A 17,303-nucleotide genomic window follows, 5' to 3' on the forward strand; every position below is an offset into this window, starting at 1 on the left:
GTATCAGCAGCTATTGACCGAACAAAGGCTTCCCATGAGCGTAGATGCACAAGATGTAGTACTCGTCGTCGAGGACGAACCGGTTATCTTGATGGTGCTGACAGATTATCTGTCGGGGCAGGGGTATCGTGTGTTGCAGGCCGAAAACGGCGAGCAGGCGTTCGAGATTCTCGCGAGCAAGCCGCATCTGGACATGTTGATCACCGACTTCCGCCTGCCGGGCGGTATTTCCGGCGTGCAGATCGCCGAGCCGGCGGTAAAACTGCGCCCGGATCTGAAAGTGATCTTCATCAGCGGCTACCCGCAGGAAATCCGTGAGACCGGCAGCCCGATCACGCGCAAGGCGCCGATCCTGGAAAAACCGTTCGATCTGGATGTGCTGCAGGAAAAAATTCAGGAACTGCTGGCCTGATCCATAGCGGCTGATATTCCCCATGTAGGAGCTGCCGAAGGCTGCGATCTTTTGATCTTAAAAAACAAAATCAAAAGATCGCAGCCTGCGGCAGCTCCTACAGTTGTTTTGGGGGGTCAGTTCTTGATCATCTCGCGAACCTTGGCGGTCAGCAGATCGAAGGTGAACGGTTTGGTGATCATCTGCATCCCCGAGTCGAGGAAGCCACCGCGCACGGCAGCGTGCTCGGCATAACCGGTGATGAACAACACCTTCAACCCGGGCCGGTACTGCCGGCCGATTTCCGCCAGTTGCCGACCATTCATGCCCGGCAGGCCGACGTCACTGATCAGCAGATCGATGCGCTGCGTCGAGTTGAGGATCGGCACGGCGCCGTCGGCATCGCCGGCTTCGACAAACGCATAACCCAATTCACTGAGCACCGCGCTGACCAGCACGCGCACGGCAGGGTCGTCTTCGACGATCAACACGGTTTCGCCATCCAGCGCCTCCGGGGCCTGCTGAACAGCGGACACCGGATGCTCCACCTCTTCGCCGCGAAAGCGTGGCAGGTACAGTTTGACCGTGGTGCCCTGATCGATTTCGCTTTCAATCGTGACGTGACCACGGGACTGTTTGCTGAAGCCGTAAATCATCGACAGACCCAACCCCGTACCCTGACCGATGGGCTTGGTGGTGAAAAACGGATCGAACGCGCGGTTGATCACGCTCTGCGGCATGCCGCTGCCATTGTCGGTGACGCTGAGCATCACGTAATCGCCAGGCTCGAGATTCGGGTAGGCCTCGGTGAATTCCCGTTCAAGCACCTGGTTGCTGGTCTCGACCACCAGTTTGCCGCCTTCGGGCATCGCGTCGCGGGCGTTGAGCACCAGATTGAGCAGGGCGCTTTCCAGTTGATTGGGGTCGGCTTCGGCGATCCACAGCTGGTCGTTGAGGCGCATGTCCAACTGAATGCTTTCGTTGAGGCTGCGTTGCAGCAGCTCGCCCATCGACAGCACCAGTGTGTTCATCTGTACGGCTTTGGAGTCCAGCGATTGCCGGCGTGAGAAGGCCAGCAAGCGGTGAGTCAGTCCGGCAGCGCGGTTGGCTGAAGTCACGCCAAGATCGATCAGGCTGTCGAGGTCTTCGGTGCGCCCGCGAGCCAGCCGTCGACGCAGCAGCTCGAGACTGCCAATGATCCCGGTGAGCATGTTGTTGAAGTCGTGGGCGATGCCGCCTGTGAGCTGGCCGACCGCTTCCATTTTCTGCGACTGGCGCAAGGCTTCCTCGTTGTGGCGAAGTTGCGCGGTGCGCTCCTCGACCTGTTGCTCAAGGGTTTCCAGGGTCGATTGCAGGCGCCGTTCGCTTTCACTCAAATCGATCAGGCGATCGCGGGCGTCGTACTGTCGTCGTCGTCCGCGCAGGGCGGTGGAGACCAGGCTGACCAGGGTCGCCGGATGGAACGGGCGCTCCAGGAACGTGACGTTGCCCAGCAGTTTGCTCAGGCGTGAGGAGGGGCCCGGTTCCGGGCCTCCGTGGTGGGTCAGCAAGACGATCGGCAGATCCGACCAGGCCGGTTGCTGTTCGAGAAAATTCAGCAGCGTTTCCAGTTCGGGGCCGCGCAGGGCTTCGGTGGCAATCAGCAGCAGTCCGGCGCCGGGTTCCAGTTGCGCACACAGTGCACCCAGATCTGGCGTGATGACCCCACCAAACCCTGCCTCATTGAGGATCATCAGCGCCACCTGGCTGTCACGACCCATGGGCGCCAGAATCAGCGCCCGTTCCGCCAGCGTTACGGTAACCGTCACAAGGTTTCTTCCCGCAACAGCGGATTGCTCGCGCCGAGGTAAGTCGGCACGCCGCGCAACACACCCTGGAAGGCCTCCAGCGGTTCACCGATGGTCATGCCGTGCGTGGAAATACGATATTCACGGATCGTCGATTCGTGGCTGCCGGTACGTTTCTTGATGATCGAAATCGCCCGGCGGACCTTGCCGATGGCTTCGAAGTAGCGGAGCAGGATCACCGTGTCGGCCAGGTAAGTGATGTCCACTGGCGCCTGCATGTCGCCGACCAGACCGTGCTGGGCCACGGTCATGAAGGTCGCCGCGCCTTTGCGGTTGAGGTACAGCAGCAGCTCGTGCATGTGCAGCACCAGTGCGTTCTCTTCCGGCATCGCCGCTTGGTAACCGTTGATGCTGTCGATCACCACGGTCTTGATGTTGCCTTCGTCAACGCAGCGACGTACCCGGTGGGAGAACTCGCCGGGGGACAGTTCGGCAGCATCCACTTGTTCGATCAGCAGGTTGCCGGTGGCTTGCAGCGCCTTGAGGTCGATGCCGATGTTGTTCATACGCTCAAACAGCAGACCCAGTTCTTCATCGAAGATGAACAGGGCGGCTTTCTCGCCGCGAGACACGGCGGTGGCGGCGAAGATCATCGAGATCAGCGATTTGCCGGTACCGGCCGGGCCAAGGATCAGCGTACTGGAGCCGGTTTCGACCCCGCCGCCGAGCAAGGCGTCCATTTCCTGGATGCCGCTGCTCAGTTGCAGGCGTGGGTAGTCGCTGCGGTGTTCGGCGGCGACCAGGCGTGGGAACACATGCACGCCGTCGCCCATGATGGTGAAGTCGTGGTAACCGCCACGGTACTTCTGGCCGCGATACTTGACGATGCGCACGCGTCGGCGCTCGGCGCCGTAATTGGGGGTCAGTTCTTCGAGGCGGATCACCCCGTGGGCGACGCTGTGCACGGTCTTGTCGAGGGATTCGGTGGTCAGGTCGTCAAGCAGCAGGACAGTGGCGTCGTAGCGCACAAAGTAGTGCTTGATCGCCAGAATTTGTCGGCGGTAACGCAGCGAACTCTGCGCCAGCAGGCGGATTTCGGAGAGGCTGTCGAGTACCACGCGAGTCGGCTTGAAACGCTCGACCACTTCGAAAATCTGCTTGGTGGCTTCGCCCAGTTCCAGGTCGGAGGAGTACAGCAGGCTTTGCTGATGCTCGGCATTGAGCAGGCTTTCGGGTGGCGTCAGCTCGAAGATCTCGATGTTCTCGTTGAGCTCCCAACCGTGAGACAGCGCGCCCTGGCGCAGTTCACGTTCGGTTTCCGACAGCGTGATGTACAGACAACGTTCGCCGGCACGGGCGCCCGCCATCAGGAAATGCAACGCGACGGTGGTTTTGCCTGTACCGGGTTCACCTTCGAGCAAAAACACATGCCCTCGGGACAAACCGCCGGCCAGGATGTCATCCAGGCCGACGATGCCGGTGGCGGCTTTTGCACTGATCAACTCGTTGGACGTAGACAAAGAATGCCCTCTCATGACTAGGGGAATCGAGGCAGCAGGCTGTATCAGCCGTTGTGCACTACCTGATTACTTGACCGCTGCCAGTCATGACGGTTCCGAGGTTTCGATATCAAAATGTCATTGAATTAACGAGTAAAGGCTCAAAGTCCTTGCTGCAAGGCCGGGTCGTCGGGGTTCATCTGTTCCAGTTGTGCCAGCAGGATCTGCACGTTCTGCAGTTGGCCGCTTTCCTTCCAGTAGTTGATCAGCAACACCCGCGCCTTGCGGTCGGCGGGGTGGCGCTGCACCACTTCCTGCAACTGTTTTTGCGCCGCTTCCAGCTCTTCGGCGGCGTGCAGGGTGGTGGCGAGGTCGTAGCGGTAATCCTTGTTGTCGGGCTCGAGTTCCACCGCTTTGGACAAACCGAGCAGGGCGAACTCACGCTGGTCGTGGTGCAGCAGCCACAGCCCCAACGCGTGTTGCAGGTAGGCGGAATCCGGTTGGGCCTGCAGCTGTCTGGCCAGCAACTGTCGGGCGGCGTCGCTTTGGCCCTGACGGTCGAGAACATCGATTTGCATGACCAGCGCCGGCAGGTTGTTTGGTTCTAGGCGCAGGGTATTGTCGAGCGCTTGCTGGGCTTGTTTGAGTTCGGCGTTGTGCAGATACAGGCGCGCCAGTTGCGCATAGGTGGCGGCGTTTTCCGGTTGCTCCTTGAGCACTTGCTCCCAGCCATCGATCGCTTGCTGCAGCGGCGCGAAATACAGACCCAGTTCATCCGGCGTCAGGCCCAGCAAGGCGTTGATCGCAGCGAACCGCACACTTTGGTCTTCATCGTCGAGCATTGGCCCGAGCAACAGACTGCGCTGCCCGCCGGGCACCAGTCCCACCACACTTTGAATCGCCGCCAGTCGCACTTCGGGCGCTTCGTTTTGCAGATGGGCGTCGGCCAGTTTCAGCGCTTGCGGGCTTGGATAGTTGGGCAGCTCCGCCAGCAGCCAGGCACTGCGTTTGGGCGACAGATCCGGGCGCCCCAACTGTTGATACAACTGCCGCGCTGCTCCCGGCTGCCCCGAACGGGCCGCCGTGAGGGCTTCGCTATAGCCGCGCTTGATCGCTTCTGGCACCACCGGCGTGGTGCTGCGCAGCGATAACCAGGCGATGACGATAACCAGCACAAGGCCAAGGCTGATGAACAGGTAGCGGCGGGACTGAGGCATGCAGGATTCCGTGAACGGGCGTTCTTTGGCAGAGGGGGCAAGCTTCGGTCAGCATGGCCGTTGAGTCAAATTCCCACGTCGATCAATTGTGAGAACAGGCACAAAAAAGCCCCGCGACCGAATGATACGCGGGGCAAAAAATTGGTTGGTTGCGGCCAACCAAAGGAGCTCTGTAGAAATGCTTACTTGCTGGCGACGGTTTCCGGCTGCCAGCCACCACCCAGGGCCTTGTAGATCGCGACGATGCCGCGATACAGATCGACTTCAGCCTGGGCCTGGCTGTCTTCGGCATTCAGACGTTCCCGCTGAGCGTCGAGCAGCACGAGGAAGTCGGTAGTGCCTTCGCGGTAGCGGATCTCCGCCAGATCGGCTGCCTTGCGGCTCGATTCACTCTGGCGGATCAGCGAGATCAGCCGTTGCTGACGCTTGCCGTAATCGCTGAAGGCGTTTTCCGATTCTTCCAGCGCCAGCAGCACTTGTTGCTCGTAGGTCGCGAGCGCGCCTTCGGCATCGGCATCGGCGCCGCGCAGACGGGCACGCACGCTGCCCAGATCAAACGCTGCCCAGGTGATGCTTGGGCCGAGTGCCCAGGCGTTGGCCGCGGAGGAACCGATCTGCGAACCACGCCCGGCCGTCCAGCCAAGGAACCCGCTGAGGCTGACCCGTGGGAACAGATCAGCTTTCGCCACGCCGATTCGCGCGGTGGCCGAGGCCAGTTTGCGTTCGGCGCTGAGGATGTCCGGACGGCGTTGCAGCAGCTCACCCGGATCGCCGATCGGCAAGGCCTTGGCAATCGCCGGCAATTCTTTCGGGCTCAGATCCACGGTCAGTTTGTCCGGACGCTCACCCAAGAGGGTAGCGATACGGTTTTTCTGCCGAACCTGTTCCGCCTGCAGTTGCGGCACGCTGGCTTCGACCGAGGCCAGACGCGCATCGGCACGTTCGACGTCGAGCTGATCGCCAACGCCGGCGTCACGCAGGCTGATGGTGATCTTGCGTGACTCCTGCTGGTTTTCCAGGTTGGCCACGGCGATTTTCTCGCGCAGTTGCGCACCGCGCAGCTGACCGTAGGCATCCACCAGTTCGGCAATCATGGTGACTTGCAGTTGGTACAGATCGGCTTCCGCTGCCTGCTGGTCGGCGTCGCTGGCTTCCAGATTGCGCTGGATACGCCCGAACAGGTCGATTTCCCAGGCCATATCCAGCCCCAGGTCGTAGCGTTCGCTGTTGACCCGTTTGGTGGTCTGGCCGGGGATTTGTCCCTTGGCCAGATCGCTGCTCGCGCGGCTGGTGATGGTCGGCATCGCATCGTTGCTGACGTCGTCGCGGATCGCCCGGGCGGCTTTCCAGCGGGCGAACGCCACGCGCAGTTGACGGTTGCCTTGCAGCGATTGAGTCACCAACTGGTTGAGGGTCGGATCGTCGAATTGCTGCCACCAGATGCCTTCGAATTTCGAACGGTCAAAGTTCTTCTGACCGGCAGCGCCGTCGGTGGCGGTGGTGATGTTGGCCGCCTCCGTCGCCGGGGTCTTGTAGTCAGGGCCGACGGCGCAGGCGCTCAACGCCAGCACCAGCAGACTCGGCAGGAAGACTTTCAGACTCATTATTGCGCCTCCAGTGGCTTTTGCAGAGCGTGTGCCTTGGCCGCTTTGCGGGCTTCGCCACGCTCGACGAAATTACGGATCAATACGTAGAACACTGGCGTCAGCAACAGACCGAAGAAGGTCACCCCGAGCATCCCGGAGAACACCGCCACACCCATGGCATGACGCATCTCGGCACCGGCACCGCTGGAGAACACCAGAGGCACCACACCCATGATGAACGCGAAGGAGGTCATCAGGATCGGCCGCAGACGCAGGCGGCAGGCTTCCAGAACCGCCGCCAGCGGATCGAGACCTTCCAGCTGTTTGTCCTTGGCGAACTCGACGATCAGAATCGCGTTCTTGCACGCAAGCCCCACCAGTACGATCAAACCGATCTGGGTGAAGATGTTGTTGTCGCTGCCAGAGATGATCACACCGGTAATGGCCGACAGCAGGGTCATCGGTACGATCAGGATCACCGCCAGTGGCAGGCTCCAGCTTTCGTACTGAGCGGCGAGTACCAGGAACGCCAGCAGGACGCAGAGCGGGAACACGAACAGCGCGGTGTTGCCGGACAGAATCTGCTGGTAGGTCAGGTCGGTCCACTCGTAGGTCATGCCGTTCGGCAGTTCATCCTTGAGCAGTTTCTCGATGGCTTTTTCCGCTTGACCGGAGCTGTAGCCGGGGGCTGCCGCACCGTTGATTTCCGCGGTGATGAAGCCGTTGTAGTGCATCACGCGATCCGGGCCCGAGGTGTCGCTGACCTTGATGAAGGTCGCCAGCGGGATCATTTCGCCTTTGTTGTTGCGCACTTTCAGCTGACCGATCTGGTCGGATTCGAGGCGGAACTGCTGTTCAGCCTGAACGTTGACCTGATAGGTGCGCCCGAAGCGGTTGAAGTCGTTGGCATACAGCGAACCCAGGTAGATCTGCAGGGTATCGAAGATGTCGCTGACGGCCACGCCGTGGGTCTTGGCTTTTTCGCGGTCGATGGCAGCGTCGACCTGCGGCACGTTCACCGTGTAGCTGGTGAACAGCCCGGCCAGTTCAGGCACGTTGTGGCTCTTGGCGATGATGTTCATGGTTTCCTTGTACAGCTCGTCGTAGCCCAGGTTGCCCCGGTCTTCGATTTGCAGGCGGAAACCACCAATGGTGCCCAGGCCTTGTACCGGCGGTGGCGGGAAGATCGCCATGTACGCTTCCTGAATGTTCGCGTACTGACCGTTCAAGGCTCCGGCGATTGCTCCGGCGGACATGCTTGGGTCTTTACGTTCGTCGAACGGTTTCAGGGTCACGAACACGATGCCGGCGTTCGGGCTGTTGGTGAAGCCGTTGATCGACAGGCCCGGGAACGCTACGGCGCTTTCCACGCCCGGTTGCTTCAGTGCCAGGTCTGACATGCGTTTGATCACGTCTTCGGTGCGATCCAGGCTCGCGGCGTCCGGCAGTTGCGCGAAGGCCACCAGGTATTGCTTGTCCTGGCCGGGGACGAAACCGGTCGGGGTGTTGGCAAAACCGAAGAACGTCAGCACCATCAGGCCTGCGTACAGCAGCAGGGCGATCCCGCTGCTGCGGATCACACGGCGCACGGTGCCGACATAACCATGGCTGGCGCGGTCGAAGAAGCGGTTGAACGGACGGAACAGCCAGCCACCGAAGATCTTGTCCAGCACTTTGGAGAAGCGGTCTTTCGGCGCGTCATGCCCTTTGAGCAACACCGCAGCCAGTGCCGGCGACAGGGTCAGCGAGTTGAACGCGGAGATCACGGTCGAGATCGCAATGGTCAACGCAAACTGCTTGTAGAACTGCCCGGTGAGGCCGGAGATGAACGCGGCCGGTACGAACACCGCACACAACACCAGCGCCGTGGCGATGATCGGGCCGGTCACTTCACGCATCGCCCGCTTGGTCGCTTCGACCGGGGTCAGTCCGAGCTCGATGTTGCGTTCGACGTTCTCCACCACCACGATGGCGTCGTCCACCACGATCCCGATCGCCAATACCAGACCGAACAGCGACAGTGCGTTGAGCGAGAAACCGAACAGGTGCATCACTGCAAACGTACCGATCAACGATACCGGCACTGCCACCAACGGAATGATCGAGGCGCGCCAGGTCTGCAGGAACAGGATCACCACCAGCACCACAAGGATCAGTGCTTCGAAGAGGGTGTGAACCACTGCTTCGATCGAGCCGCGCACGAAGATCGTCGGGTCATAGACGATGCTGTAGTCCATGCCTTGCGGGAAGCTTTTCTTCAGTTCTTCCATCTTGCCGCGAACTTCGTTCGAGATCTCGATGGCGTTTGAGCCTGGACGCTGGAAGATCGGGATCGCTACAGCAGGCTGGTTGTTCAGCAACGAACGCAGGGCGTACTGGCTGGAACCCAGCTCGACGCGAGCGATGTCCTTGAGACGAGTGATTTCACCGTTGTCGCCTGCGCGAATGATGATGTTCTCGAACTCTTCTTCGGAGACCAGACGGCCCTGCGTGTTGACCGACAGCTGGAAGCTTTGGGCATTCGGGGCAGGGGGCGCGCCGAGCTGACCGGCAGCCACTTGACGGTTCTGCTCACGAATCGCCGTCACCACATCGGTGGCGGTCAGATTGCGCGAAGCGGTCTTGTTCGGATCCAGCCAGACCCGCAGCGAGTAGTCGCCCATGCCGAACAGTTGCACGTCACCGACACCGCCCAGGCGAGCCAGCTCATCCTTGATGTTGAGGATCGCGTAGTTGGACAGGTAGAGCATGTCGTAGCGTTTGTCCGGCGAGGTCAAGTGCACAACCATGGTCAGGTCGGGCGAGGCCTTGTCGACGGTGATACCGATGCGCGTCACTTCCTCGGGAAGTTTCGGTTCGGTACGGGTCACCCGGTTTTGCACCTGCACCTGCGCGTTGTCCAGGTCAGTGCCCAGGGCGAAGGTGATGGTCAGGGTGATCTTGCCGTCAGCGGTGGACTGCGAGGACATGTACAGCATGTTCTCGACACCGGTGATGGCTTGCTCCAGCGGAGCGGCCACGGTTTCACCGATGACTTTGGGGTTGGCGCCCGGGAAGTTGGCACGCACCACCACGGTGGGCGGCACGACTTCCGGGTATTCGCTGATCGGTAGCTGGAACAGCGAGATCGCACCGGCGATCAGGATCAACAGCGAGAGCACCGCTGCGAAGATCGGCCGTGAAATGAAGAATTGGGAAAAATTCATCGGAGTTGTCGTCCCTTAACCGCGTGGGGTCGCAGCGGCGAGCTTCACAGCCGTACCCTGTGCACCTTTGGCGGGTGCGACTTTGGGCAGGTTGCTGGCTTCCAGCGCTTGTCGTTGTTGAGCCAGAGCGGCAATGGTCTGCTCGCTGGCCATCGGGATCACTTCAGGGGTAACCGGCGAACCCGGACGTACCCGCTGCAAGCCCTTGACGATGATCGTGTCGTCCTTGTTCAGGCCGCTGCGCACGATGCGCAGGCCTTCGATCTTCGGCCCGAGTTCGACGGGACGGTAGGCGGTCTTGTTGTCCGCATCCATCACCAGCACGAACTTCTTGCCCAGATCGGTGCCGACCGCTTCGTCGTTGATCAGCATGGCGTTGTAGGTGCCGCTGCCGACCAGTTTCAGCCGTGCGTACAGGCCTGGGGTGTAGGTGCCGTCGCTGTTGTCGAACACCGCGCGACCACGGATCGTGCCGGTTTTCGGGTTGACCTGGTTGTCGACGAAGTTCATTTGACCGAGGTGCGGGTTGCCGTCTTCGTTGGACAGGCCCATGTACACCGGAGTGGTCGCGCCGCGCTGACCGTTACGGGCGAGTTGGGTGTATTTGAGGAACACACGCTCGTCGGCATCGAAGTAGGCGTAGACCTTGTCGGTGGAGACCACGCTGGTCAGCGGGGTGGTGTCGGCGGTCACCAGGTTGCCCGCAGTGATTTCGGCACGGCTGACGCGACCGCTGATTGGCGCGGTAACGCGGGTGAAGCTCAGGTTCAGCTTGGCCAGATCCAGCTGCGCTTGCAGGGCGCCAACGGCGGCGCGGGCTTCCTGTGCCGCACTGGTGCGCGAGTCGGCCAGTTCAGCGGAGATCGCGTTGCTGGCACGCAGACGTTCGCCACGACCGGCTTCGTTTTCACTGCGGGTGGCGTTGGCGCGGGATTGGGCAACCAGAGCTTCGAGGCGGCGCACCTCAGCCTGGAAAGGACGCGGGTCGATCTGGAACAGCAGGTCGCCTTTCTTGACCAGCGCGCCTTCGGTGAAGGCGACCTCGTCGATCTGGCCAGAGACCCGGGGACGGATTTCAACGGTTTCCGGCGCTTCGAGGCGCCCGGTGAATTCGTCCCACTCGTTGACTGGTTGTTCCAGCACCTTCGCCACGCTGACTTTGGCAGCGGGCAGGGTGGCGGCAGTCTCCGGAGTCTTGCCGCAAGCGCTCATCACCAGCACGGCCAACAGGGCCAAGGGGAAGCGCAAATGTTTGAGTGACTGTTCCATGGAATCATCCGCCAATGTATTGAAGATGGGCGGATGATGCTCGGCGGGGGTGTGATGGCACGAATCGAATGAAGCAAAGGTAACTATCATTCGGAATGATATAAGACCGATTCGAGCCCTCTAGCATGCACCTTTCGTTAGGGGGCTATCAATCTGTTTGATGACAAATCTATGTTGCGCCGCGAGTAAAAATCTGGCGGCGTTTCAGATTCATGTCGTACAAACAAAAAGACGGCCATGAAGGCCGTCTCGTTCAACGTGCTGCGGGGTGACTCAGTTGTTGCCTTTGCGGTTCGGCCCGAAACGGTTTGGCCCCGGCTGGCTGTCTTGCACCAGGAACACCAGGTTGACGATCGGCAGCAGCAACCACCAGCCGCTACGGTCGGTGTCGTGCATGCGGCGCGCACCGGCGGCAATGCTCGGCAGGAACATCGCCAGGCTGTACAGGTTGTAGAGCACGCCCTTGGTGTTGAGCATTGCATCGAGAACGCCCATGACAATGCAGATACCCAGGTTGATCAGCACGAACATCCAGTATTCGCGGCGAGTGGCGCGGCCTTTGAATTCGGCGTAATTCTTCAGCGCTTCCACGTAAGGGTTGCCCGTGGTGATCGCGGGGCCACTTGCATAGGACTGTTGAGTTGCCTGAGGTGCACCGCACTGTGGGCAGGCCACAGCCAGACTACTAATCTCCTTGGCGCAACCACGGCAGAAAACCAAGCTCATATTTTTTCCCTAAAATTATTCAATCGATAGACAGGACAAAACGAACGCGGCAAGGCCTGACAAAACAATGCCGGCAATCGCGAGGTTTCTTCCTGGGTGTTTTTGGTTGATACAGACAATGCCGCAAGTGAGGCCCGCAAGGCTGAGAATGCCCACACCGACAATCGCATCCCTGTCCCATTCGGAATCATCAAACAGGGTAAGTGCGCTGATAATTCCGAGGATCAACGAAACGATGGCCAGCCAGGGTATTGCAGCTTGCGTTTGCGGCACGCAGGCCTGTTGGGCAGCCCCGCATTGGGGGCAGGTGAGCGCCGTTTCGTGTAGCTCCTTGGCGCAAGCACGACAATAGACCATTGCCATCGTTTTCCTTAACTGAGTGCGAATGCCCGACCCTCCATCGGTCGGGGCGGCGGTAAGTTAATAGTTATTGCAAGATTTGTCATGCAGCGTTTGTATAAACAGCCTCTCAATGTTTAATCCGAGAGAAAGTAAGCGGGTATTACCATTGGCTATTCATTTTGAGATCCCTGAAGTTTTCTGGCGCTTTTTGAGGTGTACTTTCGCAGATAGCGTCAAGATGTCAGGGTTATTGATATTCCCTATGATTGAGCTGTTGAATTTCAATTTTGCCGGCTCGAACGGGCTGCATAGACTGCCTGACAGCGGATGTCTGCTCGATTGACAGTCGCGCGGCAGATTTGCGCAAATACAAGTCGCCGTCGTTCATGCAAGCATTGCCGGGCAGATCCAGTCAGTGGGGGATTGGCTGTGAAAATGAACGCCGGGTACCTGCTGATCTCTATCGTCCAGAAAAAAAAGAATGGTGTGGCAGGCATACATTGCGTTCGCGACGTCGATTCTCCTTCCAGTGTTTTGCGTTGAGGAAGGTGCGGCGTTCTGTATTCCTCGAGCCCGACAGAAGTGATCATCATGAGGGAACAAGATGACCGGGGGTTTTTCGAATAATCACTCTACGCATTGGGAACATGAAGTTCTCGACAGTGCAGGGACGCTGCAAGCTTTCATAAATAAGGCTGCGCCATTGAAGGTCGATATGGTGCTGGAAGGCGAAACCGGCACCGGCAAGGACACGCTGGCCCGACGTATTCATCAATTGTCCTGTCGCGAGGGACCGCTGATTGCACTCAACTGTGCAGCGGTGCCCGAACAACTGGCCGAGAGTGAATTGTTCGGGGTCATGGCCGGCGCCTATACCGGCGCGTCAAAGTCCCGGGCGGGCTACATCGAAGCCTCCAACCACGGCACGCTGTATCTCGACGAAATCGATAGCATGCCGTTGCTGCTCCAGGCCAAGTTGCTGCGTGTGCTGGAGATGCGCGGTATCGAGCGCCTGGGCTCGACGCGCTTTGTGCCGCTGGATCTGCGGGTAATCGTCGCCACCCAGACCCCCCTGGAAAAACTGGTGGAAGAGGGAAAGTTTCGCCGCGACCTGTTTTTTCGCCTCAATGTGATCAAGATCCAGCTCCCCACCTTGCGCTCGGGCCTGCAACACATCCAGCCGTTGTTTCAGCGCTTCGTCAATGAAGCCGCCGTGCGTCACCATCAACCGATTCCGCAACCCGACCCCGACCTGCTCAAGCGTCTGCTCAGCCATCGCTGGCCGGGCAACATCCGAGAACTCAAATGCGCTGCCGAGCGTTTCGTGCTGGGCATGCCTGCGTTGCAGATGGATGCACCTTTCGGTGATTGCCAGTCCGGCGTGCCGCTCAAAAGCCATTTGCGCCTGTTCGAGAAAACCCTGATCCAGGATTGCCTCAGCCGTCACGACAAGTGCATTGACGCGGTGATCAGCGAACTGGGGATCCCCCGACGCACCCTTTACCACCGTATGAAAAGCCTGAGCATCGATTCCCCCGAGCTGTGATCTCGGGTTTGTGCGCATCGATTTGCCGACCTCATGGAACCGCTTCCGAGAATCGACCACTCACTGTTCGAACACCATTGGGGTGTTCAAACAACCTTCGATTATCAGGAGTAACACTATGGCCGGTACCGCATCCCTTGGCGCTTCGATGGCTGCCATGACGCAGATGGACGCCACTGCTGCAGCAACCACCACCATGAACGCCCAGGCTCAGTCCAACAAGATGATGACCGATACCGTGAACGGTATCGCCAGCGCCTATCAGGACTCTGCCACCAAAGCGCAGAACGCTGCCCAGCAGACCGGCAAGGCGATCAACTACTAAGTGGTCGTGGGCTCTCTCGACTCCGGTCGAGAGGGCCATGACTTGCGCAGTCAAGCAGGAGCACATCTATGTTTTCCACTTCGATAAGCATGCCCCAGACCACCTCGTTCCAGGGCGGTTTCAATACCTCCGGCCTGGGCAATCTGCAGAGCAACTCCGACAGCGGCGCCGGGCAGATCGCCTCGTTGCTGGGCGAGGCACTGTTCGAGAAAAACGGCAGCGGCGCGAACATCCGTGATGCGAAAAACCCGCTGCTGGGGATGATCGCCGACTACATGGACAAGAACCCGGACAAATTCGGCAAACCCGACGATGCCAACGGCAAGGTTCGCAGCTGGCGTGATGAGCTGAGTGAGGACAACTACCTCAACAAAGAGGAGAAACAGGCCTTCACCCAAGGTCTGGAAGGTCTGATCAAGGACATTCTCGGCGGCGGCACCCAGAACGGCGGCAACGTCGGTGGCAGCAATGGCGGCTGGAATCCGGGCGCCGGCAATACCGGCAACAGTCAGGGCAGTGGCGGTATCCAAGACTTGCTGTCGTCGTTGCTGGGCAATCTGGGCGAAGAAAAACTCGACAACCTGCTCAAGCCAACCGGCAACCCCGTGCGTGACGCGAAGGGTGAAATGGCTTTCTCCAACGACGACAAGGACGTGCTCAAGGAAGTCGCGCGTTTCATGGACATGCACCCGGAAGAGTTCGGCAAACCGGACGGCAAATCCAAGGACTGGATGGGCGAGTTGTCCGAGGGCGATCTGTTCATGTCCAAAGGCGAGAGCAAGCAGTTCCAGAAAGCCATCGACATGATCAAGGGTGAGGTCAAGGGCAGTGCCCAAGGCAATTCACTGGGCGGACTGTTCCCCAATGCCGAGCAGAACTTCCTTAACGGCGGTGCCGGTAACACCCTGAAAACCGACGCCAGCATCGCGGCCGGCAACGTCTTGTCGGTGCTGGTACAGCAAAGCTCCACCAGCTATCGCGGCTGATTGTAAACCTTCGTCCCGGCAGGAGAGCGTGAATGGCGATTACAGGGGTAACAGTTAACCACTCGGGTCTATCCGTTACCGAAGGGCTGCCGCTCAGGCCGCCTGCCGAGGCGGACATTGCCTGGTTTAACTCACAGATGCAGCAGGCCGCTGCCCGGCCACCGCGCGAGGAGGCGGCAGATTCGCCGATCGCCCGGGCTTCTACGGCCCTGCAAAAGGATGCCGACAAGGCCGATCGAGACTTGCAGCGAGCATCGCGCTCCACCGATCCGCAGCAGGCGTTGCAGGCCAACCGGTCCTTGTCCTCGTTTTATCTGGAGAGCCTGCTCAGCGCCAAACTGGTGAGCAAGGCTGCTCAGAGCGTAGAAAAACTCACCAGTCTTCAATAAGGCCAGACCATGCATTTCAAGGCATTCAGGCGGCTTGTGCCGGCGCTGATGATCCTGCTGCTGTGCGGTTGTGGCGAGCGTATGGAGCTGCATCGCGACCTCTCCGAACAGGACGCCAACGAAGTGCTGGCGGAACTGGCCGGCAAGCACATCGATGCGCAGAAGCGGCTGGACAAGAACGGCGTCGCGGTGCTGGTGGCGACCCGTGACATTTCCCGGGCGGTGCGGGCGCTCGAAGCCGTGGGGTTGCCGCGCCGCTCGCGCTCCAGCCTGGGTGAAGTGTTTCGCAAGGAAGGGGTGATTTCCTCGCCGCTGGAAGAGCGCGCGCGGTACCTCTATGCCTTGTCCCAGGAGCTGGAGCAGACCCTGTCGCAGATCGACGGTGTGGTGGTGGCCCGGGTTCACGTGGTGCTGCCGGAACGGGTGGCGCCGGGCGAACCGGTGCAACCGGCGTCGGCAGCGGTGTTCATCAAACACCGCGCGGAACTCGACCCGGACAGTGTACTGCCACGCATCCGGCGCATGGTTGCCAGCAGCATTCCGGGAATCAGCGGCGCCGATGACAAGAAACTCGCGGTGATCTTCGTGCCCGCCCAGAGCTATCAGGAGGCCGAGGAACAGGTGAGTATCGGCCCGCTGCGCATGACTCAGGAACGCTGGCAGTTCTGGCAGTGGCTTGCCGGGCTGTGTGTGCTGGCGGCGTTATTGCTGGCGGGCGGATTGCTGGTGCTCAACCCGCAATGGCGTCAGCGCCTGGGCAAAGCGGTAGGCGGGGCGAGACCGACGCCGTCCGATCCGCGATGACTGTGCCGGCGGTTTCTCCGGAGCAAGCGCTGGCCTGGGTGCGCTGGTGGGTGCAGGGCGCACGGCAAGCCGAGGCTGATTGGGCTTTGGGCGAGCAGAACGTTGCAACACACTGCCTGGCGTTTTTACGCAGTCATTCGGGGCCGTGGCTGGATGCGCATCTGGGCATGAGCGCCGATTGGCCCGCCACACCCAACCCCGTTCTGTTGCCGTTGCTCAGCCTGGATCGTGAGCAATGGCGGCGGGTGTTGAACCTGGTGGCAACGGTCTGCGCGGGCAGCCAGACCCCGCAACCACCGGGCTTGAGCCAGCCCGAACTGATCTGGTGTCGACGTCTGGGCAAGGCGCTGCAACCGGGAAACTGGTTGCCGCCGACAGCGTTGGCCGACACTGCCGAGATTCGCGGCCTGCGCCTGTTGCGGGCGTGGGTGGGGGAGTCGGCCTGGTCTCGCTTGCGTCTGACGTTTGCCCGTTCGCGCGTGGTCGATGCCGAACGTGTGAGTTTCGCTTCGCTGCCGGGGCAACGCCTGACGAGCCTGTGGCAGGCCGTCAGTTGGTACGCCCTTACTGTCCCGAATGAACAAGGAACGCCCCATGTTGACTCGCCGCTGTCTGACGTTCAGTGATCCTCAGGCGTTGCCCGACGGCCCGGTTCTGCGCCGTGAAATCCTCGAACAAAATCTGTTGGCCAGTCAGCTGCTGGAGGCTGCCCGCAGCAATGCCGAAAGCATCCTCGCTCAGGCACGCCGGCAGTCGGCGCAACTGGCCGACGAGGCCCGTGAGCAGGCACGGGCCGAGGTCTGGCGTCAGGCGGACGCGCTGCTCAACGAATGGCAGCAGCAGCGGCAACAGATGTGGACGGACATTATCGCCAGTGCCGAAACATTGGTCAGCGAGGCCATGCAGTGTCTGTTGGGCGAAACGGTGCAACCGGAGCGTATCAAGGCGCTATTGCGCCAGCTCGCCGCAGCTCAGCCCTCGGATGAAGCAGGCGTGCTGCACTGTCATCCTGCAGAGCTGGATGCCGTCAGCCACCAGTTGCAGACGACGCAAGCGCTGTGGAGTGTCCGCGCCGACCCGCAACTGCCGCCGGACAGCCTGTGCCTGCGAACGGCGCTGGGGGATTTCAGCCTGTCGTGGGGCGCCCTGGTCGCCCAGGTCTGGCCATTGCCGCGAGTCCCGGCGCAATCAGTGCGATAACGCATGGAACCAAACTCGAAGGCTGACCAC

The 17,303-nt window shown here is 60.4% G+C and carries 16 protein-coding genes; 8 read left to right on the forward strand and 8 right to left on the reverse strand.

The window, feature by feature from the left end:
- Positions 1-34 precede the first annotated feature (34 nt).
- Positions 35-412, forward strand: coding sequence for a response regulator (locus NTD85_RS06820; protein WP_003225116.1), 378 nt, complete (start codon positions 35-37; stop codon positions 410-412).
- 116 nt (positions 413-528) lie between these two features.
- Here NTD85_RS06820 and NTD85_RS06825 read toward each other — a convergent pair whose 3' ends face one another.
- The 8 genes from NTD85_RS06825 to NTD85_RS06860 form a co-directional block, all read right to left on the reverse strand.
- Positions 529-2,199 carry an ATP-binding protein gene (locus NTD85_RS06825; protein ID WP_262141772.1) on the reverse strand — a complete coding sequence of 557 codons (1,671 nt, stop codon included), beginning with the start codon at positions 2,197-2,199 and terminating at the stop codon, positions 529-531.
- Positions 2,196-3,698 carry an ATPase domain-containing protein gene (locus tag NTD85_RS06830; protein WP_262141773.1) on the reverse strand — a complete coding sequence of 501 codons (1,503 nt, stop codon included), beginning with the start codon at positions 3,696-3,698 and terminating at the stop codon, positions 2,196-2,198. Before NTD85_RS06830 ends, NTD85_RS06825 begins: the two co-directional genes overlap by 4 nt.
- A gap of 140 nt (positions 3,699-3,838) precedes the next feature.
- Positions 3,839-4,894, reverse strand: coding sequence for a tetratricopeptide repeat protein (locus tag NTD85_RS06835; RefSeq protein WP_003225109.1), 1,056 nt, complete (start codon positions 4,892-4,894; stop codon positions 3,839-3,841).
- Positions 4,895-5,076: 182 nt separating this feature from the next.
- On the reverse strand, positions 5,077-6,498 hold the full coding sequence (locus NTD85_RS06840) for an efflux transporter outer membrane subunit (protein WP_003225107.1): 1,422 nt from the start codon (positions 6,496-6,498) through the stop codon (positions 5,077-5,079).
- The gene (locus NTD85_RS06845) at positions 6,498-9,686 is read right to left on the reverse strand and encodes an efflux RND transporter permease subunit (protein ID WP_003225105.1); all 3,189 of its coding nucleotides are present in this window, start codon (positions 9,684-9,686) and stop codon (positions 6,498-6,500) included. The genes NTD85_RS06840 and NTD85_RS06845 overlap by 1 nt, the downstream gene beginning before the upstream one ends.
- 15 nt (positions 9,687-9,701) lie before the next feature.
- A complete protein-coding gene (gene mexE, locus NTD85_RS06850; protein WP_262141774.1) occupies positions 9,702-10,955 on the reverse strand; it encodes a multidrug efflux RND transporter periplasmic adaptor subunit MexE in 1,254 nt (417 codons plus the stop codon).
- 273 nt (positions 10,956-11,228) lie between these two features.
- Positions 11,229-11,681: a DUF805 domain-containing protein gene (locus tag NTD85_RS06855; RefSeq protein WP_103483515.1), complete on the reverse strand. Its 453-nt coding sequence runs from the start codon at positions 11,679-11,681 to the stop codon at positions 11,229-11,231.
- 15 nt (positions 11,682-11,696) lie between these two features.
- Positions 11,697-12,044, reverse strand: a complete 348-nt coding sequence (locus NTD85_RS06860) for a hypothetical protein (RefSeq protein WP_003225099.1) — start codon at positions 12,042-12,044, stop codon at positions 11,697-11,699.
- Between the two features lie 583 nt (positions 12,045-12,627).
- Between NTD85_RS06860 and NTD85_RS06865 the strand changes: the two genes are divergently transcribed.
- The 7 genes from NTD85_RS06865 to sctL all read left to right on the forward strand — a co-directional run bounded on the left by NTD85_RS06865 (position 12,628) and on the right by sctL (position 17,273).
- On the forward strand, positions 12,628-13,569 hold the full coding sequence (locus NTD85_RS06865; protein WP_003225097.1) for a sigma 54-interacting transcriptional regulator: 942 nt from the start codon (positions 12,628-12,630) through the stop codon (positions 13,567-13,569).
- Positions 13,570-13,687: 118 nt separating this feature from the next.
- Positions 13,688-13,894: a hypothetical protein gene (locus NTD85_RS06870; RefSeq protein ID WP_003225095.1), complete on the forward strand. Its 207-nt coding sequence runs from the start codon at positions 13,688-13,690 to the stop codon at positions 13,892-13,894.
- A gap of 68 nt (positions 13,895-13,962) precedes the next feature.
- Positions 13,963-14,880 carry a DNA-binding protein gene (locus NTD85_RS06875; protein ID WP_003225093.1) on the forward strand — a complete coding sequence of 306 codons (918 nt, stop codon included), beginning with the start codon at positions 13,963-13,965 and terminating at the stop codon, positions 14,878-14,880.
- Positions 14,881-14,912: 32 nt separating this feature from the next.
- Entirely contained in the window at positions 14,913-15,269 is a 357-nt protein-coding gene (sctI, locus tag NTD85_RS06880) for a type III secretion system inner rod subunit SctI (protein ID WP_201137602.1), read from the forward strand.
- Between the two features lie 9 nt (positions 15,270-15,278).
- Positions 15,279-16,073: a type III secretion system inner membrane ring lipoprotein SctJ gene (sctJ, locus tag NTD85_RS06885; protein ID WP_103483513.1), complete on the forward strand. Its 795-nt coding sequence runs from the start codon at positions 15,279-15,281 to the stop codon at positions 16,071-16,073.
- Entirely contained in the window at positions 16,070-16,699 is a 630-nt protein-coding gene (locus tag NTD85_RS06890; RefSeq protein WP_262141775.1) for a hypothetical protein, read from the forward strand. The genes sctJ and NTD85_RS06890 overlap by 4 nt, the downstream gene beginning before the upstream one ends.
- Positions 16,668-17,273, forward strand: a complete 606-nt coding sequence (sctL, locus tag NTD85_RS06895) for a type III secretion system stator protein SctL (protein ID WP_262141776.1) — start codon at positions 16,668-16,670, stop codon at positions 17,271-17,273. The genes NTD85_RS06890 and sctL overlap by 32 nt, the downstream gene beginning before the upstream one ends.
- Positions 17,274-17,303: the final 30 nt, after the last annotated feature.

Source organism: Pseudomonas sp. 13B_3.2_Bac1 (genome assembly GCF_025466205.1).
Taxonomy (GTDB): domain Bacteria; phylum Pseudomonadota; class Gammaproteobacteria; order Pseudomonadales; family Pseudomonadaceae; genus Aquipseudomonas; species Aquipseudomonas fluorescens_H.

Bases quoted from the DNA above. Each gene is read 5' to 3' on its own strand.
- sctI (WP_201137602.1), top strand. From the start codon at position 14,913: ATGGCGATTACAGGGGTAACAGTTAACCACTCGGGTCTATCCGTTACC.
- mexE (WP_262141774.1), bottom strand. From the start codon at position 10,955: ATGGAACAGTCACTCAAACATTTGCGCTTCCCCTTGGCCCTGTTGGCC.
- NTD85_RS06845 (WP_003225105.1), bottom strand. From the start codon at position 9,686: ATGAATTTTTCCCAATTCTTCATTTCACGGCCGATCTTCGCAGCGGTG.
- sctJ (WP_103483513.1), top strand. From the start codon at position 15,279: ATGCATTTCAAGGCATTCAGGCGGCTTGTGCCGGCGCTGATGATCCTG.
- NTD85_RS06860 (WP_003225099.1), bottom strand. From the start codon at position 12,044: ATGGCAATGGTCTATTGTCGTGCTTGCGCCAAGGAGCTACACGAAACG.
- NTD85_RS06870 (WP_003225095.1), top strand. From the start codon at position 13,688: ATGGCCGGTACCGCATCCCTTGGCGCTTCGATGGCTGCCATGACGCAG.
- NTD85_RS06865 (WP_003225097.1), top strand. From the start codon at position 12,628: ATGACCGGGGGTTTTTCGAATAATCACTCTACGCATTGGGAACATGAA.
- NTD85_RS06835 (WP_003225109.1), bottom strand. From the start codon at position 4,894: ATGCCTCAGTCCCGCCGCTACCTGTTCATCAGCCTTGGCCTTGTGCTG.
- NTD85_RS06840 (WP_003225107.1), bottom strand. From the start codon at position 6,498: ATGAGTCTGAAAGTCTTCCTGCCGAGTCTGCTGGTGCTGGCGTTGAGC.
- NTD85_RS06820 (WP_003225116.1), top strand. From the start codon at position 35: ATGAGCGTAGATGCACAAGATGTAGTACTCGTCGTCGAGGACGAACCG.
- sctL (WP_262141776.1), top strand. From the start codon at position 16,668: ATGTTGACTCGCCGCTGTCTGACGTTCAGTGATCCTCAGGCGTTGCCC.
- NTD85_RS06875 (WP_003225093.1), top strand. From the start codon at position 13,963: ATGTTTTCCACTTCGATAAGCATGCCCCAGACCACCTCGTTCCAGGGC.
- NTD85_RS06855 (WP_103483515.1), bottom strand. From the start codon at position 11,681: ATGAGCTTGGTTTTCTGCCGTGGTTGCGCCAAGGAGATTAGTAGTCTG.
- NTD85_RS06890 (WP_262141775.1), top strand. From the start codon at position 16,070: ATGACTGTGCCGGCGGTTTCTCCGGAGCAAGCGCTGGCCTGGGTGCGC.